This window comes from Streptomyces sp. NPDC037389 (assembly GCF_040636475.1).
In the GTDB taxonomy this organism is placed as follows: Bacteria; Actinomycetota; Actinomycetes; order Streptomycetales; family Streptomycetaceae; genus Streptomyces; species Streptomyces hesseae.
In genome coordinates, this window is sequence record NZ_JBEZUS010000010.1 from 298813 (window position 1) to 315895 (window position 17083).

At 71.8% G+C, this 17083-nt stretch carries 14 protein-coding genes; 9 read left to right on the top strand and 5 right to left on the bottom strand.

Annotated features, from left to right (window positions below; genetic code table 11):
• Positions 1–53 precede the first annotated feature (53 nt).
• The 3 genes from AB0E98_RS23675 to AB0E98_RS23685 all read left to right on the top strand — a co-directional run bounded on the left by AB0E98_RS23675 (position 54) and on the right by AB0E98_RS23685 (position 3282).
• Positions 54–1577: an FAD-binding oxidoreductase gene (locus tag AB0E98_RS23675; protein ID WP_361705832.1), complete on the top strand. Its 1524-nt coding sequence runs from the start codon at positions 54–56 to the stop codon at positions 1575–1577.
• Between the two features lie 67 nt (positions 1578–1644).
• Positions 1645–2553: a methyltransferase domain-containing protein gene (locus AB0E98_RS23680; RefSeq protein ID WP_361705835.1), complete on the top strand. Its 909-nt coding sequence runs from the start codon at positions 1645–1647 to the stop codon at positions 2551–2553.
• 309 nt (positions 2554–2862) lie between these two features.
• Positions 2863–3282: a hypothetical protein gene (locus tag AB0E98_RS23685; protein ID WP_361705837.1), complete on the top strand. Its 420-nt coding sequence runs from the start codon at positions 2863–2865 to the stop codon at positions 3280–3282.
• 12 nt (positions 3283–3294) lie between these two features.
• On the opposite strand, the gene AB0E98_RS23690 is transcribed toward AB0E98_RS23685, so the two are convergent.
• Genes AB0E98_RS23690 through AB0E98_RS23700 form a run of 3 tightly spaced genes read right to left on the bottom strand, consistent with a single transcriptional unit; the run spans position 3295 to position 8334 of the window.
• Positions 3295–6084 (bottom strand): pyridoxal-dependent decarboxylase, encoded by a 2790-nt coding sequence (locus AB0E98_RS23690; RefSeq protein ID WP_361705840.1) that lies wholly within the window; start codon positions 6082–6084, stop codon positions 3295–3297.
• Between the two features lie 4 nt (positions 6085–6088).
• A complete protein-coding gene (locus AB0E98_RS23695) occupies positions 6089–6916 on the bottom strand; it encodes a hypothetical protein (RefSeq protein ID WP_361705842.1) in 828 nt (275 codons plus the stop codon).
• Positions 6913–8334, bottom strand: a complete 1422-nt coding sequence (locus tag AB0E98_RS23700) for an aminotransferase class I/II-fold pyridoxal phosphate-dependent enzyme (RefSeq protein WP_361705844.1) — start codon at positions 8332–8334, stop codon at positions 6913–6915. The genes AB0E98_RS23695 and AB0E98_RS23700 overlap by 4 nt, the downstream gene beginning before the upstream one ends.
• A gap of 210 nt (positions 8335–8544) precedes the next feature.
• Between AB0E98_RS23700 and AB0E98_RS23705 the strand changes: the two genes are divergently transcribed.
• From AB0E98_RS23705 to AB0E98_RS23725, 5 genes are all read left to right on the top strand, one after another.
• The gene (locus tag AB0E98_RS23705) at positions 8545–9597 is read left to right on the top strand and encodes a hypothetical protein (protein WP_361705847.1); all 1053 of its coding nucleotides are present in this window, start codon (positions 8545–8547) and stop codon (positions 9595–9597) included.
• A 297-nt stretch (positions 9598–9894) separates the two neighbouring features.
• Positions 9895–12201 (top strand): nitrate- and nitrite sensing domain-containing protein, encoded by a 2307-nt coding sequence (locus AB0E98_RS23710; RefSeq protein ID WP_361705850.1) that lies wholly within the window; start codon positions 9895–9897, stop codon positions 12199–12201.
• Complete coding sequence (locus AB0E98_RS23715; RefSeq protein WP_361705853.1) at positions 12198–12602, top strand: roadblock/LC7 domain-containing protein; 405 nt, start codon at positions 12198–12200, stop codon at positions 12600–12602. The genes AB0E98_RS23710 and AB0E98_RS23715 overlap by 4 nt, the downstream gene beginning before the upstream one ends.
• Complete coding sequence (locus AB0E98_RS23720) at positions 12602–12970, top strand: DUF742 domain-containing protein (protein WP_361705856.1); 369 nt, start codon at positions 12602–12604, stop codon at positions 12968–12970. The genes AB0E98_RS23715 and AB0E98_RS23720 overlap by 1 nt, the downstream gene beginning before the upstream one ends.
• Complete coding sequence (locus AB0E98_RS23725) at positions 12957–13547, top strand: ATP/GTP-binding protein (RefSeq protein ID WP_361705858.1); 591 nt, start codon at positions 12957–12959, stop codon at positions 13545–13547. The genes AB0E98_RS23720 and AB0E98_RS23725 overlap by 14 nt, the downstream gene beginning before the upstream one ends.
• A gap of 34 nt (positions 13548–13581) precedes the next feature.
• On the opposite strand, the gene AB0E98_RS23730 is transcribed toward AB0E98_RS23725, so the two are convergent.
• Both AB0E98_RS23730 and AB0E98_RS23735 read right to left on the bottom strand, forming a co-directional pair.
• Positions 13582–14793 (bottom strand): cytochrome P450, encoded by a 1212-nt coding sequence (locus AB0E98_RS23730; protein WP_361705994.1) that lies wholly within the window; start codon positions 14791–14793, stop codon positions 13582–13584.
• A 137-nt stretch (positions 14794–14930) separates the two neighbouring features.
• On the bottom strand, positions 14931–16100 hold the full coding sequence (locus AB0E98_RS23735; protein WP_361705861.1) for an aldehyde dehydrogenase family protein: 1170 nt from the start codon (positions 16098–16100) through the stop codon (positions 14931–14933).
• Here AB0E98_RS23735 and AB0E98_RS23740 point away from each other — a divergent pair.
• Complete coding sequence (locus AB0E98_RS23740; protein WP_361705864.1) at positions 16091–17011, top strand: hypothetical protein; 921 nt, start codon at positions 16091–16093, stop codon at positions 17009–17011. The genes AB0E98_RS23735 and AB0E98_RS23740 overlap by 10 nt on opposite strands.
• The last annotated feature ends 72 nt before the right edge of the window (positions 17012–17083 follow it).

Genomic DNA, 17083 nt, shown 5'->3' on the forward strand with positions numbered 1-17083 from the left:
ATCCTCCACCGCACCGCCGAACCGTGCGCCTCCCCACCACAGGAAGCCCGCCCATGAACCAGACGCCCGTCCCCCGCTCCGTCCAGTGGCTGGCCGACCACCGCTGGCTGTACGTGGTCCCGGTCCTGCTGCCCCTGTCCAAGGCTTACGCGCTGGCCGAGGCGCTGTCCTCCCGGCTGCTCGGCCGCCGGGCGGGCGCGCTGCGGCGCCACCGGCGGCGCGTGGCCCGGATGCAGGCCCGTGTGCGTGAGCGCGAACGGCAGGGCGGGGACGGACCTCTTTGCACCGCCCGCCCGCAGTGGCGGTCGGTGTCGCACTCCCGGACCACGTCCTACAAGGACGGGGCGTTCCTGGTGCCGGTGAAGCTGGACGGCATCCTCCACGTGGACACCGAGCGCCGAACCGTGACGGTCGGGCCGGCGGTCACCATGGGACGACTGACCGCCGCACTGCCGCGCGGCTGGACCCTGCCGGTCGTGCCGGAGCTGGAGGACCTCACCGTCGGCGGTCTCGTCATGGGCTACGGCATCGAGACGTCCTCCCACCGCCACGGCCTGTTCGCGGACAACGTCGAATCCTGTGGAGTGCTCCTGGCCGACGGCGAGGTGGTCGTGGCGGACCGTACCCACCACACGGACCTCTTCCACGCCCTGCCCTGGAGCCGCGGCACCCTGGGACTGCTGACCTCCGTGCAACTGCGGATCGTCCCGGCCGCCCCATGGGTGCGCCTCACCTACCACCGGCTCGGCAGCGCGTCCGCACTCGCCGAGTGCGTCGAGTCGTACTCCACCGGCCCCGACGCGCCCGACTTCGTGGAGGGTTTCCACTTCTCACCGACGGAAGGCGTCGTGGTCACCGGAACACTCGTCGACCACCCGCGCGCCCGCGACGGCACGGTCAACCGGATGGGACGGTGGTACAAGCCCTGGTTCCACGAGCACGCCCGGGCACGGTGCCGGCAGCGGCGCAACGTCGAGTACGTTCCGCTGCGGGACTTCTACTTCCGGCACAGCCGCAGCATCTACTGGGCGGCCGAGATGCTGGTGCCGAGCGGCAACCATCCACTGTTCCGGTACACCCTGGGCTGGCTCATGCCACCCAAGATCGCCTTCCTCAAGCGCACCGAGACGCCGGGGATCCGCCGCATGTACCTGCGGAACACGGCGACGCAGGAGGCCCTCGTACCCGTGCGCGCGCTGCCGGAGGCGATCGAGAAGTGCCGCGAGGTGTTCCACGTGGACCGCATGTGGCTGTGTCCGGTCACACTGCGCCGCACGGAGCCGGAAGGCATGGTGAGCCCCGGCACCGCGGACGGCCTCTACGTCGACATCGCCGTCGTCTTCGAGACGCCGGAACCCGTCCGGCTCGGCCGGCCCTGGGACGCCCGTCGGGCCACCAGGGAATTCGAGGCCTGGCTGCTGGACAACGGCGGGTTCCAAGTCCCCTACGTCGCTTCACATATGACGCGCGAGGAGTTCTGGTCCATGTTCGACAGCCGGCTCCACCTCGACGCGCGCAGGAAGTACGGGGCGGAAGGCGCCTTCCTCGACATCTACGACAAGGTCTCCTGCGACTGAGGTCGCCCGCAACTGACGGGGGACGTCCCCGGCAGCCGAACAGCCCAAGAGAACAGGAGAGTCCAGGATGGCGGAAACCACCGAGGTGTCGCTCGAGCGCTACCGGCAACTGGCCGCGGGAGACGACTCCGCCCGCAGCGGACACTACCGCGACCTCGTGACGTCCTACTACGACCTGGTCACGGATCTGTACCTGGAAGGCTGGGGCGCGTCCCACCACTTCGCCCCCCTCAAGCCCGGCGACTCCCACGTCGACGCCCTCGCCGCGCGCCAGAGGTTCCTCGCCGAACGTGCGGGACTGTGCCCCGGCATGACCGCTCTCGACGTGGGCAGCGGGGTGGGCGGTCCCGCACTCAACATCGCGGGCATCTCCGGCGCCCATGTGACGGGACTGGACCTCACCCCGGGGCGTGTCGAGCGCGCCCGCGGCCGAGCCCGCGAGCTCGGGTTGGAGGAGCGGACCACGTTCGTCCACGGCGACGCGATGTACATGCCTTTCGAGGACGCATCGTTCGACGTCGTCTACGCCTTCGAGGCCATCTGCCACACGGCCGACAAGGACCGTACCCATGCCGAGATCGCCCGGGTCCTCAAACCCGGCGGACTCTCGATCGGCTACGAGTGGCTCGCCGGCGACGGACTGACCGACGGAGAACGCCGGCGCCTCGTCGAGCCGGTCTGCCGCTACTACGCCCTGCCGCACCTCACCACGCCGGGTGGGCTCGCCGAACAACTGCGGCGCGCCGGCTTCACCGGCGTCGTCGTGGGCGACGCCGAAGCGACGGGCGACCTCACGGCCACCTGGGACTACCTGGACCAGCTGGCCGATCTCGGCGAGCAGTTCGACGACTCCCCGGTCAGGAAGTTCATGGTCCAAGGCGCCCGCGCACTGACACGGGCCGCCCGCGAGGGAGCCTTCCTCATCGAGTTCTGGGAGGCCCGCAAGCCGGGAACCCTCCCGGGGCGCGACAGCTGACCCGCCTTTCGGCCCTCAGGAGGGACGCGGCGGTGCCGGGCGCGTCGGTGCGCTCCCGCGCCGCCCGGGGACACCGTGCTGCTGCTCGTCGCCAGCTTCCGCGCCGTGTGCCGGACGTGCTTCGGGCCGGGACGAAAGGATGCTGCCGTCGGTACGCGGTGGCGTTGCGGGAGGGGTTGGGCAGACATGGGCGGACGGTTTTCATGGGGCAGGCGGCTCGGGTGCGTGGTGGCGGCGTCGCTGGCGGCGCTGGCGCATATGGCGCCTGACGCGTCGGCACACCCTTCGGCACACGCATCGCGTGCTGCCGTGAACTGCGCGGGGAGCAATACCATCTCGTTCTCGCCCGGCCTGTCGCTGGCGGCGCGACGGACCCGGATCGGCGGCAGTGGTGCGTACAGCTGTCTTTCCACGGATCCGGCACTGCGGTCGGGGGAGTCCTCGATCAGCGGTGGCGGGTGGAACGGCTGCTTCTTCTCCGATGCGACCACTGCCGAGCGGATCACCTGGAACACAGGGGAGCGGACGACGGTCGTCTACCACCTGGGGAACGTACAGCAGGTGGCCGGGCACGCGGTCGTCCTGGTCGTGGGCCGAGTGGTGAAGGGGAAGTTCAAGGGCCGGACGGTGGCCTCCCCGGGGCTTCAGGTCACGGTCGATCCGCTGAAGTGCGCGTCGAAGGGAGGGGTGGAGCTGATCACCGGGCCGTCGACGCTGGTGATCGTCTGACCGGGCGGCAACTCAGGGGCTGATGTCGTCGCGGCCGTAGCGGGTGACCAGGTCCAGTACGTACGCGACATCGGCACGGGTGCTGGCGGGGTTGATGGTGCACATCCGCAGCACGGTGGCTCCTCGCACCGTGGTGGTGAGGAGGACCGCCCCGCCGTCGGCGCACACCCTGCGGCTGATGTGTGCCTGTGCCGCGTCGGCGTCCCATGTCGCGGACGCGTCCCGGGGCCGGTAGCGGAAGGTGAGGATGGCGAGCCCGGGTGGCGTGACCAGCTCCAGCTCGGGGTGGGCCTCGACGAGTCCGGCGGCGTACTCGGCGAGGTCCGCGCCCTGCTCGATGGCCTGACGGAAGGCCGCGGCGCCGAAGGTCTTCAGGGAGAGCCAGAGCTTCAGGGCGCGCAGACCGCGGCTCTGCTGCGGGCCGTAGTCGGAGAGGTTGACCTCCTCGCATTCCGGTTCCGGGGTGGCGGGGTGGGCCGGCCGGAGATACCCCTGGTCCAGGGCGTGGCGCGCCACGCCGAAGGTCTCCGGGAGCAGTTCGGGACGCCGTAGCAGGACACAGCCGATCTCATAGGGCTGGAACAGCCATTTGTGTGGATCGACGGTGAGGGAGTCGGCCCGGCCGAGGGCGTTCCGCAGATGGTGACCGCGTGGGGTGCCGGCGACGGCCGCGCCGTGGGCGCCGTCGACATGCAGCCACAGGCCTTCCTCCTGGCACAGACCGGCCAGGCGGTCGAGTGGGTCGACGGCCCCGGTGCCGGTCGTGCCGAGCGTGGCGACGACGGCGAAGGGGCGCAGTCCCGCGCGTCGGTCGCGGCCGACGCGCTCGGCCAGGACGTCGGCGTCCAGGCGCAGGCCGTCGTCCGGAGGCAGGATGGTGAGCTGTTCGCGGGCGAGGCCCAGGAGGTGCGTCGCCTGTGCGACGGAAGGGTGGGCCTGGGAGGAACAGTACAGCCGGGCGTGCGGCTGCGGCCCGCCGTCGAGCCGGTGGTCGCGGGCGACGGCCAGGCAGGTCAGGTTGGCCACGGACCCGCCGCTGACGAACAGGCCACCGTGGCCGTCCGGGAGGCCCAGGAACGTCTTCAGCCAGCGCAGGGTGGTCAGTTCGATCCGGGTGGGGCCCGCCCCGACGAGCCAGGCGCCGGGGACGGAGAGGTACGCGGAGGCCAGCGCGTCGGCGAGCACGGCCGGGAAGTTGCCGGTGGAGGGCACGAAGGCGAAGCAGCGCGGGTGGTCCAGCCGGGTCGCCTCGGCGAGTGCCCGCTCGGTGACGTGGTCGAGGAGGCCGGGCAGGTCGTGGGTGCCGTGCTCGGGGAGGGGCTCGTCGAGGGCGGCCCGGAGCGCGCCGGGTGAGGGGACGTGGCAGGGCGGCCGGGAGCCGGGGGCGGTCATCCGGTCGATGACGAGTTCGACGGCGTGGCGTCCGGCCTCGCGCATCCGCCGCTTGTCCAGCCGCAGTGGGGGAGGCTCGGCCTCGGTGTGCGAGCCCTCCTGCCCCGTGTCAGGGGCGAGGGCCGCGAGCCAGGCCGAGGCGCCGGGCCGCAGCCGCGGACGGGGCCGCAGCCCGGCGACCGGCCCCGGGAGCTGGACGAGCGCCAGCTCCTGGCCCGCGGTGACCGGCCCGGAGTCGGCGACGGCCCACCACAGGGCCTCGTCGTCGGTCAGCCCGGACACCACGGGCGGCCCGTGAAGCGGTCCCGTCACCACGTGTCCGTCCCTGCGGTAGCGGCCCGTCGGGGGCGGGCGGCGCACCACGGCGTCCGTACGGGCGTGCACCACGAGCTGACTGTGGCGCGGGCCGGGCGGCAGTCGTCCGGCCGCCGGAGGGGGCAGGGCGGGAAGGAGGAAGGACAGGACGTGCAGGCCCAGGGACGGCAGAAGGCCCGCCGCGCCCTCGGCGGCCTGGACCAGGGACACCACCGTCTGGAAGCGCGGATTGACCTCGACGGCCAGCAGCCGGCCGCCCTCCTCCACCAGGTCCAGGCCGAAGACACCGCGGAAACCACGTCCCCGCAGGACCTCGCCCACCTGGTACGCGGCAGCTCGGGCCTGCCCGTACAGCCCCTCGGGCAGGTCGTCCGGGCCGACGAGCTGGTTGCCGCAGTGCGCGCCCCAGGAAGCGGCCAGCTCGGGCAGCCCGACGAGCTGGTGGGAGACCGCCGAGACGACGGTCCGGTCCGGCCCGGCGCACGCGGTGACGGTCAGGGAGATCCCGGGAGCGAAGCGGCTGAGCTTGACGGGCTCGTCCGGCCAGGCGTCCAGGCGGGCCCGCAAGCCCGACGGCCCGTCGACGAGGACGGTCCCGCGGCCGATGAGATTGTTCTCCGCCCGCTGGGCGACGGCCCGCCGCCACCGGCCGCTCCAGTACGCCTCCGCCGGCTCGCGGCCTGTCGCGGGGATCACCAGGAAGGGCGGGACGGGGACCCCGGCCTCGGCGAACAGCCGGGTGGCACTGATCTTGTCGGCGGCCCACGCCGTGACACCGGCGTCCGGGGCCAGCAGCCGGTAGCCGTGGGTACGGGCCCAGCTACGGGCGTTGTCCCCGTGCTCGGGGGCGAAGGACACGCAGACACGGCGTGGACCGGGCGGGCATGGCCGTCGGTCGGCCGGGGGTTCCGGCAAGGGCTGCCAGGCGGAGACCGGTTCGTGCCGGAGCCAGGCGGGCGCCGGCTGGAACGAGGCGCTCACGGCGGGGCAGTGGTCGAGCCACACGACCTCGTCGACCAGGCCGGCCAGCAGCCGCAGACCGGTCCTCGCGGCCACGCCCTCGATGTCCCCCACGGCCCGCGAAGCGGGACTCACGCGCTCACTCGCATGTCGCACGGTCGCTCCTCGGCGGGGTGGTGTGCCGCAGCAGCAGCGAGGCGCCGTCCGGCACACTGCGTTCGCAGATCGCCGCGTGCGCCTTCCGGTTCCTTCGCTGTGCCGCCCGCAGCAGAGTCTCCTCGTGACGGATCACGGCGAGGGAAGGCGCCGGCGCCGACAGGTTTCCGAGCGCGGTCCTGAGGGCGTGCGTCCGCTCGGTCATGACGCGGTGCTCCTGATTGAGCATTCCGGAGAAGCCCGGTGCGGCGAACGGCGGCTCCATCGTGGGCCGTACGTCGTTCGCGTAGACGGATGCGGGGAAGTCCGAGGCGTAGGCCATGGCGGCGGTGGCCGCGTCGTACAGCGTCCGCAACCGCTCCAGGCCGTGACGGACGGATGCCCACCGGGCCGCGCCCACGGCGGCCAAGGTGCTGTCGAGGGTGCTGTTCATGGTGGTGAGGAGGAGGTGGAAGAGCTGATGGCCGAGTTTCCAGCGGCGCAATGCGTCGCACGGGCCGTCGGCGGGCCCGTCCGGTACGGATCCCGGCGCGGGCCGCAGCCACGCGGTCAACGTGGCGTGGGAGGCGTGCAACAGGCCGGTCAGGACGGCGGCACGCTGGGAGTCGTCCAGACCGGTGTGCGGAAGGTCGGCCAGGACGGCTCTCTGGAGCCGGAGCACGTCGCATGTCCAGGACGTCAGGTCCGGCGCTTGACGCGCGATGTGGAAGTAGCGGTCGTAATCGGCGGTCGTGGCAACGGCCGCCGCCCGCACGGGGATGCGCGAGTCGGTGGCCAAGGTCAGAGGCGTCAGCGGCGTCTCGCTGTTCATCGGCCGCACCTCCGAGGAGTGGGCCACGATGCCTTGGCCAGCTGCTCCACCCGCTGGTGCAGGCGCTCCAGATACAGCTCGCTCTCCGGTTTCATCAGCACGCTGCGCAATACGTGGGTGTTGTCGCTGTCCGCGACAGCATCGGCGTGGCGGGCGGTGAACGCGCCGGCGGTGACACGGGCGACGCTGAGGAAGACGGGGTCCTCCTTGGTGTTCATCCCCCGGTGCAGCACGTCCTCGCTCGCCGCGCCGACACGGGACATGCGAGGTGGCGAACTCCCCGGAGCGGCCGGGTAGTACGTGACGATGTCGAGTTCGGGAGGCTGGTACGGATCCAGGTGCGGAGAGGCGCTGATCAGCTCGGCCCAGCGGACGGCGGCCCGCCGCCCGGCGGCGAGCACCGCCCCGAGCCCGTCAGGGGTGAGCGGCAGCAGCTTCAGCGTCAGCCACAGAGCGGCGGCGGCCGCGCCGGAGCGGGAGCATTCGAGGCTGATCTCCCCCAGATGAGGCCGGCGGGACGTGAAGTAGGTGTAGGGCGAGTCGTGCCGGAAGAACCGGGCGACGTCCGGGTCCCCGAACAGCACCGCTCCACAACCGTACGGCTGCAGACCGTGCTTGTGCGGATCGATCGCCACCGAGTCGCACTGCGCGATCGCCCGCAGAGCGTCCCCGGTCTCCGGCGCGACGAGTGCCTGTTCCCCGTCGTTTTTCCCATCGGTCAGCAGCCGGAAGAAGCCGCCGTAAGCGGCGTCGGCATGGACGCGCACCCCGTACCGGCGTGCCAGCGGGACGATGCGGTGCAGCGGGTCGACGGCACCCAGCGCCGTCGTGCCCGTGGTGGCGACGACTGTGCCGGCGACCCCGGTGGACAGCAGCCTCTCCAGCTCGGCCATGTCCATGCGCCCGCGATCGTCCACCGGCACCGTGTATACGGGGACGCCCAGCAGATGGCACATCCGGGCGTGGGTGTAGTGCGCCTCGGCGCTGACGGCAACCCCCGTGCCGGGGCGGGCTTCTCGGGCGACGAACAGGGCTTCAAGGTTCGCCTGGGTGCCGCTGCTGGTGAGGTGCCCCAGGTGGGCCGCGAAACCTACCATCTCCGCGAGCTGCTCCACCACCTCTTCCTCCATGACGGAGGTGGCCGGACCGCCGTCCAGGGCGTGGTTGTTGGAGTTGACCAGCATGGCGGCCGCATAGCCGGCGACCGCCACCGGGTGCGGCGGCTTGAGCATCTGTCCCGCGTAGCAGGGGTGGAAGAAGGGGTAACTGCCGCGCAGCCGGGCGGTCAGCTCCTCGAACGCCACCTCACAGGCCGCTTCGTCGACCGCCATCGCGGTGTGCGTCGCGAACCCGCCGTACGTTCGCGCCCACTCCCGGAAGGCTTCGACTCCCCGCCCGAGCCAGTACTCCAGCTCCATACCCACCCCACCCCTGACCCCCGGCCCCCATCGACCCGATCACCGTAGCGGCAGAAAATCACCCCATCACGACAATCGGCGGCAATCACCTGAAAGAGGCGATGGGGCCTCCGCGGGCCGGTCGTTCACCGGTCCGTCAATCGCGTGTTGAACACATCCACCTACGGTCCGGGCACCACCACCCGCACTCGTAGATGGATGGAGCATCCGTTGCGCAGACATGCCGTCACCCTGGCGCTCGCCACAGCCGGTCTGGCCGCCGCTCTCCCCATGGCTCAGGTGTATGCCACCACCCCGCCCACAGGTCCCGCCGAGTCCGTCGCGTCCGCGCCGCGCGCGGTGGACGGGGGCGTCCAGAGCCGGGCCACGGCCACCGATGCCCAGCAGCGCGCCTTCTGGGCCGAGAACGAGAAGAGCGGCACCTTCCGGCAGTTCACGGGGAAGCTGCCGGACTGGAAGCCGGAGGCCGGGCCGACGCGGGCTACAGAGCCGGGCGCCGGGCGGATCGTGAAGGCGCCCGCCGTCGCGCCACAGCAGAAGGGCAAGAGCGCGTTCACGGCCGGCTCGGCGGGCGAGAGCAGGCTGCGCGCCACCACCGGCCGCATCCGGATCGCCTGGCCCGACGAGAAGAACCCCAGCACCTGGTGGGTCAGCGCGTGCACGGGCAATGTGATCACCAGCGACAGCAAGGACGTCATCGCCACGGCGCGGCACTGCATACCCCACGACGACCAGGGCCGGGTGAACCCCAAGGCGCAGTACGAGTTCACCCCGGGCTACTCCAAGGACGCAGGCGGCACCGAGCACGCTCCCTACGGCAAGTGGACCTTCCGCTCCGTCGGTGTGGTCAACGACAGCGCCGGCCGGCAGAGCAGCGACTCCGCGTTTCTCGCGCTCAACACCCAGAACGGCACCCACGTCCAGGACAAGGTCGGCTCCTCCGGCTACCGGTTCGGGACCGTCACGCTGCCGAACCGGGTGGTGATCGCGGGTATACCCGCCAAGTCCGACCAGTTCCACACCTGCGTGAAGGAGCCCTACTGGGGTCCGGACAACCCGCCGCAGATCCTGGGCCGCGGCGGGCCCTGCACCGGTGACAGCGATCTGTCCGGCGGCGCGAGCGGCGGTCCCCTCGTCGACGGCGACACCTTCGACAGCGGTGGCCCCGTCCAGATCGGCAACTTCTCCGGCAGCCTCGGGGAGGACGCGGCGGCCGCGGTCTGGCGCGACGAGGCCTTCGCCGTCTTCCGCTCCGTGCAGTAGCGGGGGAAGCCTCAATAGCGGAGCTCGACGCGCGTGGTTCACAGGAGCGGGTCCGGCGTCAGCCGGACCCGCTTTCGGGCACACCCGGCAATCACCGTAAACGGCGATGAAATTCTCGTGAGTGACTCCTGCTCAATCCTGTGAGCCAACCTCCACCGGCCTTTCTGAAATTGGCTGGTTATGATCGGCACTCACTCCGAAATGGTCGGCTGTGTTTGACGAGGACTGATGACTCCCACAGGATCCGAAGGCCAGGGCGAGCCGGCGCGAAGAAGTCGACGAAGCCGACGACGGACCGTGCGCCTGCGTACCCTGCTCGTCTGGCTCGCGGTGGTGCCCACCGTGGCGATGGGCGTCCAGGTCCTCATCAGCACCGACCGGTCGGTTCAGGAGTCCGGGCACCTGCGCAAGGACGTGTTGGCCGGCCGGCAGACCGGCGTACCCCTGTACCAGCTCATGACCAGGCTTCAGGCGGAGCGCGCGACCACCGCCGCCTGGTGGTCCGGTACCCCCGTGTCCGCGGCCGATCTGCGTGACCGCCGGGCCGGGACCGACCGGGCCGTGGCCGCGTTCCTGAAGTCGTCGGATCCAGGCCAGCTCCACTCCGACCGGGCCAAGGACCGCCTCCGCGACGTCACGGGGCGACTGGCCGACCTGGGCGCCCAGCGCGCACACGCCGACGCGCGCCACGGCGGCCCGGACGACACCGTCGACTACTACACCGACGTGATCAGCGGAACGATCCGTTGCTACGGAGACTTCAACCACGTCGACGACGGCGCGCTCACACAGGAGACGACATCGCTCGTGGCCCTGCTCTCGGCGGCGGAGGTGGTGGCCCGCGAGGACGCCATCCTCGCGCTGGCGGGCCCCTCCGGAAAGCTGACGTCCGCGAGGTTCGGCGAATTCGTCGAAGCCGTCGGCACGAGCGACTACCTGTACGACACGGTCGCCCTCGACCTGCCCCTCGACGACCAGGACGCCCTCCAGCGGATCCTCACCTCGAACGCCTGGCAGACCAAGGCCCGCATCGAGAAGGCGGTCGTCTCCGATCACAAGGACGTCCCGTCCGGCGTCGTGCTGCCGCCGGACGTCAGCGACTGGCGGGCGGCCTACGGCACCTTCTCCGGCCGGCTGAACACCCTCGACGAGAGCGAGCTGCGGGAGCTGCTCGCCCACGCCGACGACCGGGCGGCGCAGCTGGAGAATCAGGTCGTCCTGCTGGTGGCCGCCAGCGGTGCCGCCCTCCTGCTGGTCGTCGCCGTCGTGGTCTTCACCACGCGTTCGGTCCTGCGCCGCCTGCGCTCCCTCCACGACCGCACGGTCGCGGTCGCCGAGAAGACCCTGCCGGACGTCGTGGACCGCCTCCAGCGCGGAGAGGCCGTCGGCGCCGACGCACTGCCGCGGCCGCGGGGCGACCAGGACGAGGTCGGACGGATCAGCGACGCCTTCGCCCACGTCGTCGCCGTCTCCGTCGAGGGACACCGCAAGCTCGCCGACGAGCGCCACGGCTTCAGCGTGTTCGCCTCCGGCATCGCCGCACGGACCGGGAACCTGGTCAGCCGGCAGCTCGCCCTCACCGAGCACATCCAGGACGCCTTCGGCCAGGACGAGGCGCTCCTCGCCGAGCTCATGAGGTCCGATCAGCTCACGGTGGGCATGCGGCGGCAGATCGAGAACCTGCTCATCCTGGCGGGCGGCGAGATCCCCGACCCGCACATGGAGCCCATGCGCATCGCCGACCTGCTGCGGGAGGCGGCCGCCGAGGTCGAGGACTTCCGTCGCATCGACCGGCACGCCATGGACGAGACCAGTGTCGAGGCCGGTGTGATCAGCCAGCTCAGCCACCTCCTGGCGGAACTGCTGGACAACGCCACGCGCTTCTCCCCGCCGACGGCGAGGGTCGCCATCCGGGCCGAACTCGTCGGCGACGGCCTCTGCGTCGAGATCGAGGACCGCGGCCCACGGGTGACCACCGAGCGGTACGAGGAGATGAACGGCCGGCTGCACGAGGCTCCGCCGTACTCCGTGCTGGCCAGCAACGCCCACCGGCTCGGCCTGTTCGTGGTCGGCCACCTCGCCGACCAGCTCGGGGCGACGGTCACGCTGCGCCGGTCGGCGTTCGGCGGGACGTCCGCCGTGGTGATCGTCCCGGGTGAGCACCTCGTGCCGGCCCGGGAGGCCCGGGAGGCCCGGGAGGGCACCGCGGCGCCCGAGCCGGTCAAGGAGCCGGCGCCCGTGCCCCGGCCCGCCGAGGAGCGGCGGCCGAAGCTCGTCACGCGGCAGCGGGCCGGTGATCCGGCGGACGACCCCGCTCCCGGCGCTCCGGGACTGCCGCGCCGCCCGCGGAAGGAGCAGGTGCGGCAGGCCGGGAACACGGCGCCGGAAGCACCGCCCCGGTCCGGCTCCGGGGACGCCCCCGGCCGGCCGGCTCTCCCCGAGCGCGTCCCCCAGACCCATATGACCCAGCGGCTCCGCGAGCCGCGTGCGGCCGAACCGGTGGGCCGGGACGCCGCCACGCCCGAAGAGGTGGCCGACGCCTGGGCGGACTACGAAGACAGCACCAGGCAAGTGGAACTCGAGCTCCGACAGGACCAGCCATGACGACGACACAGAACGATGCGATCTACAGCATCCTGGACAACAACCTGAGCAGGATCGCGGGGATCCAGGGAGCCGTACTCCTCTCCAACGACGGGATCAAGCTCAGCGCCTACATGCTGGAGCGGGACCAGGCCGAACGGGTGGCCGCGGCGGCCTCCGGCATCGCGTCCACCATGAAGGCCATCTCGCGGGAGATCGACGGCGGCGGAGTGATCCGCCAACTCGTCGAGATGGACGAGCGGTACCTGTGCATCGTCGGGTGCGGAGCGGGCAGCACCCTGATCGTGGTGGCCTCCCGCAAGGCCCGGCTCGGGGAACTGGGTGGCGAGACGGTCCGCGCCGCGCAGGCGCTCGGCGAATGGCTGGGCACCCCCGAACGCTCACAGGCGCCCACCGCGTAATGCCCGCCGCCCCCCAGCCCGGACGGCGCCGCCGGACGCGGCTGTACGCCCTCACCGACGGGCGTACAGCCGCGTCCCGCCACGGCCTGACGATGGACACCGTGATCACGGCGACCGCCGACGCCGGCCACGGCCATGGCGGCCTGCCCACGGAGTGGCAGGAGATCCTCACCATGTGCCCGCCGCCGAGCGGACGGGCCGTCGCCGAGATCGCCGCCCGGATGCGGATGCGGCTGACTCCCATGGTGGTCCTGCTCGGCGAGCTGCTGGAACGCGGCCTGATCCGCCACCGGCCGCCGCTGGACGCCTCCGAGACCTCCAATGTCCACCTGCTCATGAAAATCAGGGACAACCTTGCCCGCCTATGACACCGCCGCACCGGAGGCGTCCCCCGTCAAGATCCTCGTCGCCGGGGGCTTCGGAGTCGGCAAGACGACTCTGGTCGAAGCGATCTCCGAGATCGATCCGCTGCGCACCGAGGAGCGGCTGACGTCCGCGGGCGTCGGGGTCGACGACCTCGACGGCATCGAGGGCAAGACGGCGACCACGGTCGCCATGGACTTCGGCCGCATCACCCTCAACGACGCCGGAGTGGTCCTGTACCTCTTCGGCACACCGGGCCAGGAACGCTTCTGGTTCATGTGGGACGACCTGCTGAACGGGGCGCTCGGGGCGATCGTCCTGGTCGACACCCGGAGGCTGGACCGCGGCTTCCCCGCCATCGACTTCTTCGAGAACCGCGGACTGCCGTTCGTCGTCGGTGCGAACTGCTTCGACGGCGAGCAGCCGTACACCACCGAGGAGATCGGGGCGGCCCTCCACCTGAGGGACCCGGACACCCCCGTCCTCCTGCTCGACGCCCGCTCCGGTGAGGACGTCCGCGGCTGCCTGCTCTCGCTGCTGGACCGGCTCATCACCCAGGCGCGCGTCTCCGAGCCCGTCTGACCGCTCACGCCTGACCATGGGCGGCGGACCCGGGCTACCAGGTGACCGGGAGCCGGCGCACCCCGTAGATGTTCGAGGTGGTGCGCAGCGGTACGTCCTCGGGCGCGACGGCCAGGCACAGCCCGGGAAAGCGGGCGAGGAGGGCGGGGAAGGCGACGCGCATCTCCACACGGGCGAGTTGCTGGCCCAGGCACTGGTGGGGGCCGTGGCCGAAGCCGAGGTGGCCGGTGGCCCTGCGACGGATGTCGAGGGTGTCGGGGTCGGGGAAGCGTACGGGGTCGCGGTTGGCGGCCTGGAGGGAGAGGGTGACGGTCTCGCCGGCGTTGATGAGGTGACCGTCGACTTCGGCGTCCTCCAGGGCGGCGCGGATGCCGGTGTCGGTGATGGTGAGGTAGCGCATCAGCTCCTCGACGGCCTGGTCGGCCAGGCCGGGGTCGGCACGGAGGGCGGCGAGCTGGCCGGGGTTGCTCAGCAGGGCGAAGGTGCCGTGGGCGAGCATGTTGGCAGTGGTGTCGAGGCCGGCGCCGAGGAGGAAGGTGCCGATGCCCGCGAGCTCGGTTTCGGTGAGGTCGCTGTGGCGTGCGAGGTCGCTGAGCAGGTCGTCGGCAGGCGTGGCGCGCTTGGCCAGGGCGAGCTCGTGGATGATGTCCTGGATGGCGGTGTAGGCGGCCGCCTGCTCCTCCAGGGAGCGGCTCTTGTCGGTGACCGTGGCCGTGTGGCGCTGGAACACGTCGCGGTCGGCGGCGGGCACGCCCAGCAGTTCGCAGATCACCAGGGCGGGGACGGGCTGGGCGAACGCCTCGACCAGATCGGTCGGCGGCCCTTGCCGTTCCATGGCGTCGAGGCAGTCGGTGGTGAACTGCTCGACGCGTTCGGTGAGCGCGCGCATCCGGCGGACGGTGAACTTGCCCATGAGCAGCCGCCGGTAGCGGGTGTGCCCGGGGGCGTCGATGCCGCTCATGTCACCCGGCGGGGCGGGCGGCAGCGGTTCGGCGGGGCTGCCGGGGTGGGGCAGGTGCATCAGTTCGTAACGGGAGCTGAAGCGGGGGTCGGCCAGGATCGCGCGGACGGTGGCGTGGCCGGTGGCCAGCCAGCCGACGTGGCCGTCGGGGTAGCGCATCCGGCGCAGCGGCTGCTCCTCGCGCAAGGGTGCCAGTTCGGCCGGCGGGTCGAAGGGACAGCCCGCGGGGCGGGTCACCGGCAGGGCCGCGAGGGGGTTGGAGTGCGTCGACGGGCGCTGGGGCATGGGCTCCATAACGCCATCATGGCGCCAATGTGGCGCCATGCGCAAGCAGTTGTGATGCACTTCTGGCGCCGCGCCCTGAGTGGGTGTCATGGGAATGGGAACACGGTGCCCGAGGGGCGCCCCCGCCCGGCGTCGCGTCAGCCCAGTCCGTCCGCTCCCACCCGGGCGGACGACTCCTCCAGTGGCCCGCCCGACACCGGGCGGACCGCTCCCCCCAGGTCGTGCACCGGGGATGCCTCCTTGTACCAGGACTCGATGACCGCGTTGCCCCAGAAGTCACGGCGGCGGTCGTCGTGGACGTTCCAGCGGTACGTCCCATGGCCGGGGTCGCCGGTGCAGCAGTCGGAGGTGTAGATCTCGACGCGGCCGCCGACGACAAGGCGGGCCTCCTCGCGGCCGGTCCGTGTGTACTCCAGGACGCGCCGGTAGTGGTCGGCGTGGACGAGCGGGCCGACCTCGGTCGCGGGGTCGGAAGAGGGGCCGACGCGTATGCGCGCGGCGCGATCGGCGAGGCGGCGAGTGAACTCCTCGTACAGCGGGCTCTCGACGAGCACCCGGGAACCTGCCGTGCAGCGCTCGCCGTTGAGAGAGAACGCGCCGAATACGACAGTGTCGAGCGCTGCCTCCACATCGGCGTCGGCGAAGACGACGACGGGGGACTTGCCGCCCAGCTCCATGGAGGCGGCCTTCAGTCGCTCGGCACAGGAACGCAGGATGCGGCGGCCGGTGGCGGTCGAGCCGGTGAAGGAGACCAGCGGGGCGCCGGGGTGGTCGACGAGCGACTGGCCCGCCTCCGGACCGGTGCCGTGCACGATGTTCACGACCCCGGCCGGTACACCGGACGAGGTGAGGATCTCCGGCCACAGCGAGGCCGACAGCGGGGTCCACTCGGAGGGTTTGAGGACGGCGGCGCAGCCCGCCGCGAGCGCCGGGGCGAGCTTCCAGCTCTGGAGCATGAAGGGGGTGTTCCACGGGGTGATGAGGCCCGCGACCCCGGCGGGGCGGCGGATGACGTAGCTGAGCTGCTCCTCGCCCGCTCCGCCCTGGCGGAAGGCGTCCTCGCCGAACGCGGTGATCACGCCGGCGAAGTGGCGGAAGTTCTCGGCGGCGCGCCGGGCCTGGCCGATGGGCAGCCCGGAGCCGTACGACTCGTAGGCGGCCAGCCGGTCGTGCCGGTCCTCGACGGCGTCGGCGACCTCGCGGACGGAGGCACCGGGCCGACTGACCCGGAAACGGCATCGGGCGGCCCACCCGCCAGAGGCAGGCGGGTGCCCGTCAGAGGCCGTACGCTGCGCTGATGCGTACAACAGACGACGTGCTCTCTTCGCTGACGTTCGAGCCGTGGCCGGATGAGGAGGGGGAGGCGAGTGCGGTGCTGGCCGCGCTGGGGCCCGCGGGGGACATGACGATGAGCCAGGGCCGCATACTCCTGCGCGGCGATCAGGGCGGCGACGATCCGTGCCGTGCACGAGTGATCCGCGACAGCGCGACGGGGGAACTGGCGGGAGTCGTGGGCTTCCGCCAGTTCCCCAGCCTCCTCGATGAACGCCTGGTGTGGACATACGTCGAGATCGTCCCACGGCTGCGGGGGCGCGGCCGGGGGTCGGCCGCTCTGGCCTACATGACGAGGATGATGAGCGGAATGGGGCTGCGTCCGTGGGGCAAGGCCGTCACAGGCTCCCCGGCGCACCGCTGGATGGCCGATCGCGGTTTCCGCCACCAGCACCGCACTCGAACGTTCCGGGTCCGCCCCCAGGCGATCGGCCCCGTGGAGCACGGCTACGCGATCGAGTGGCACGAGGGGCCCACCTGGTCACCGGACGACGTCATGCAGGCGTGGTGGGACTTCCTCGACGCCCGGGTCTGGCCGCACCCCACCCCGCCGACGCCGATGAGCCGGGAGCGGCGGGCCTACTACTGCGAGAGCTGGGCGCCTCTCGTCGCGGCCCGCCGCCTCGACGGCACCATCGCCGGCATCGGTTTCCTCGACGAATTCCCCGGTGACGACGGTGATCTCTCCGGTGGGCCCGTGGACCCCTCCGCCCCCGAAGGGCGCTCCATCGTCGCGGCCCTGCTGGCGGCGTGCGCGGAGCATCTGCCGGGGGTGCGGACCCTCCTGCTCGAACTCAGTGACAGCGACGGCGAGGACGTCGTCTCCTTCATCGCGGACCACGCCGTGGACGTCCTGGATGACACCGTCGCGTGCACGAGGGACTGACCGACCGGTCCACTCGCCCGTGTCCCGCCGCACCATTGGTGTTCGACGCGATCCGTGCGATCCGTTCCCCCA

Coding starts and splice junctions, on each gene's coding strand:
- AB0E98_RS23715 (WP_361705853.1), top strand. CDS start 12,198: ATGACGACGACACAGAACGATGCGATCTACAGCATCCTGGACAACAAC.
- AB0E98_RS23680 (WP_361705835.1), top strand. CDS start 1,645: ATGGCGGAAACCACCGAGGTGTCGCTCGAGCGCTACCGGCAACTGGCC.
- AB0E98_RS23700 (WP_361705844.1), bottom strand. CDS start 8,334: ATGGAGCTGGAGTACTGGCTCGGGCGGGGAGTCGAAGCCTTCCGGGAG.
- AB0E98_RS23740 (WP_361705864.1), top strand. CDS start 16,091: ATGCGTACAACAGACGACGTGCTCTCTTCGCTGACGTTCGAGCCGTGG.
- AB0E98_RS23730 (WP_361705994.1), bottom strand. CDS start 14,793: ATGCCCCAGCGCCCGTCGACGCACTCCAACCCCCTCGCGGCCCTGCCG.
- AB0E98_RS23720 (WP_361705856.1), top strand. CDS start 12,602: ATGCCCGCCGCCCCCCAGCCCGGACGGCGCCGCCGGACGCGGCTGTAC.
- AB0E98_RS23695 (WP_361705842.1), bottom strand. CDS start 6,916: ATGAACAGCGAGACGCCGCTGACGCCTCTGACCTTGGCCACCGACTCG.
- AB0E98_RS23675 (WP_361705832.1), top strand. CDS start 54: ATGAACCAGACGCCCGTCCCCCGCTCCGTCCAGTGGCTGGCCGACCAC.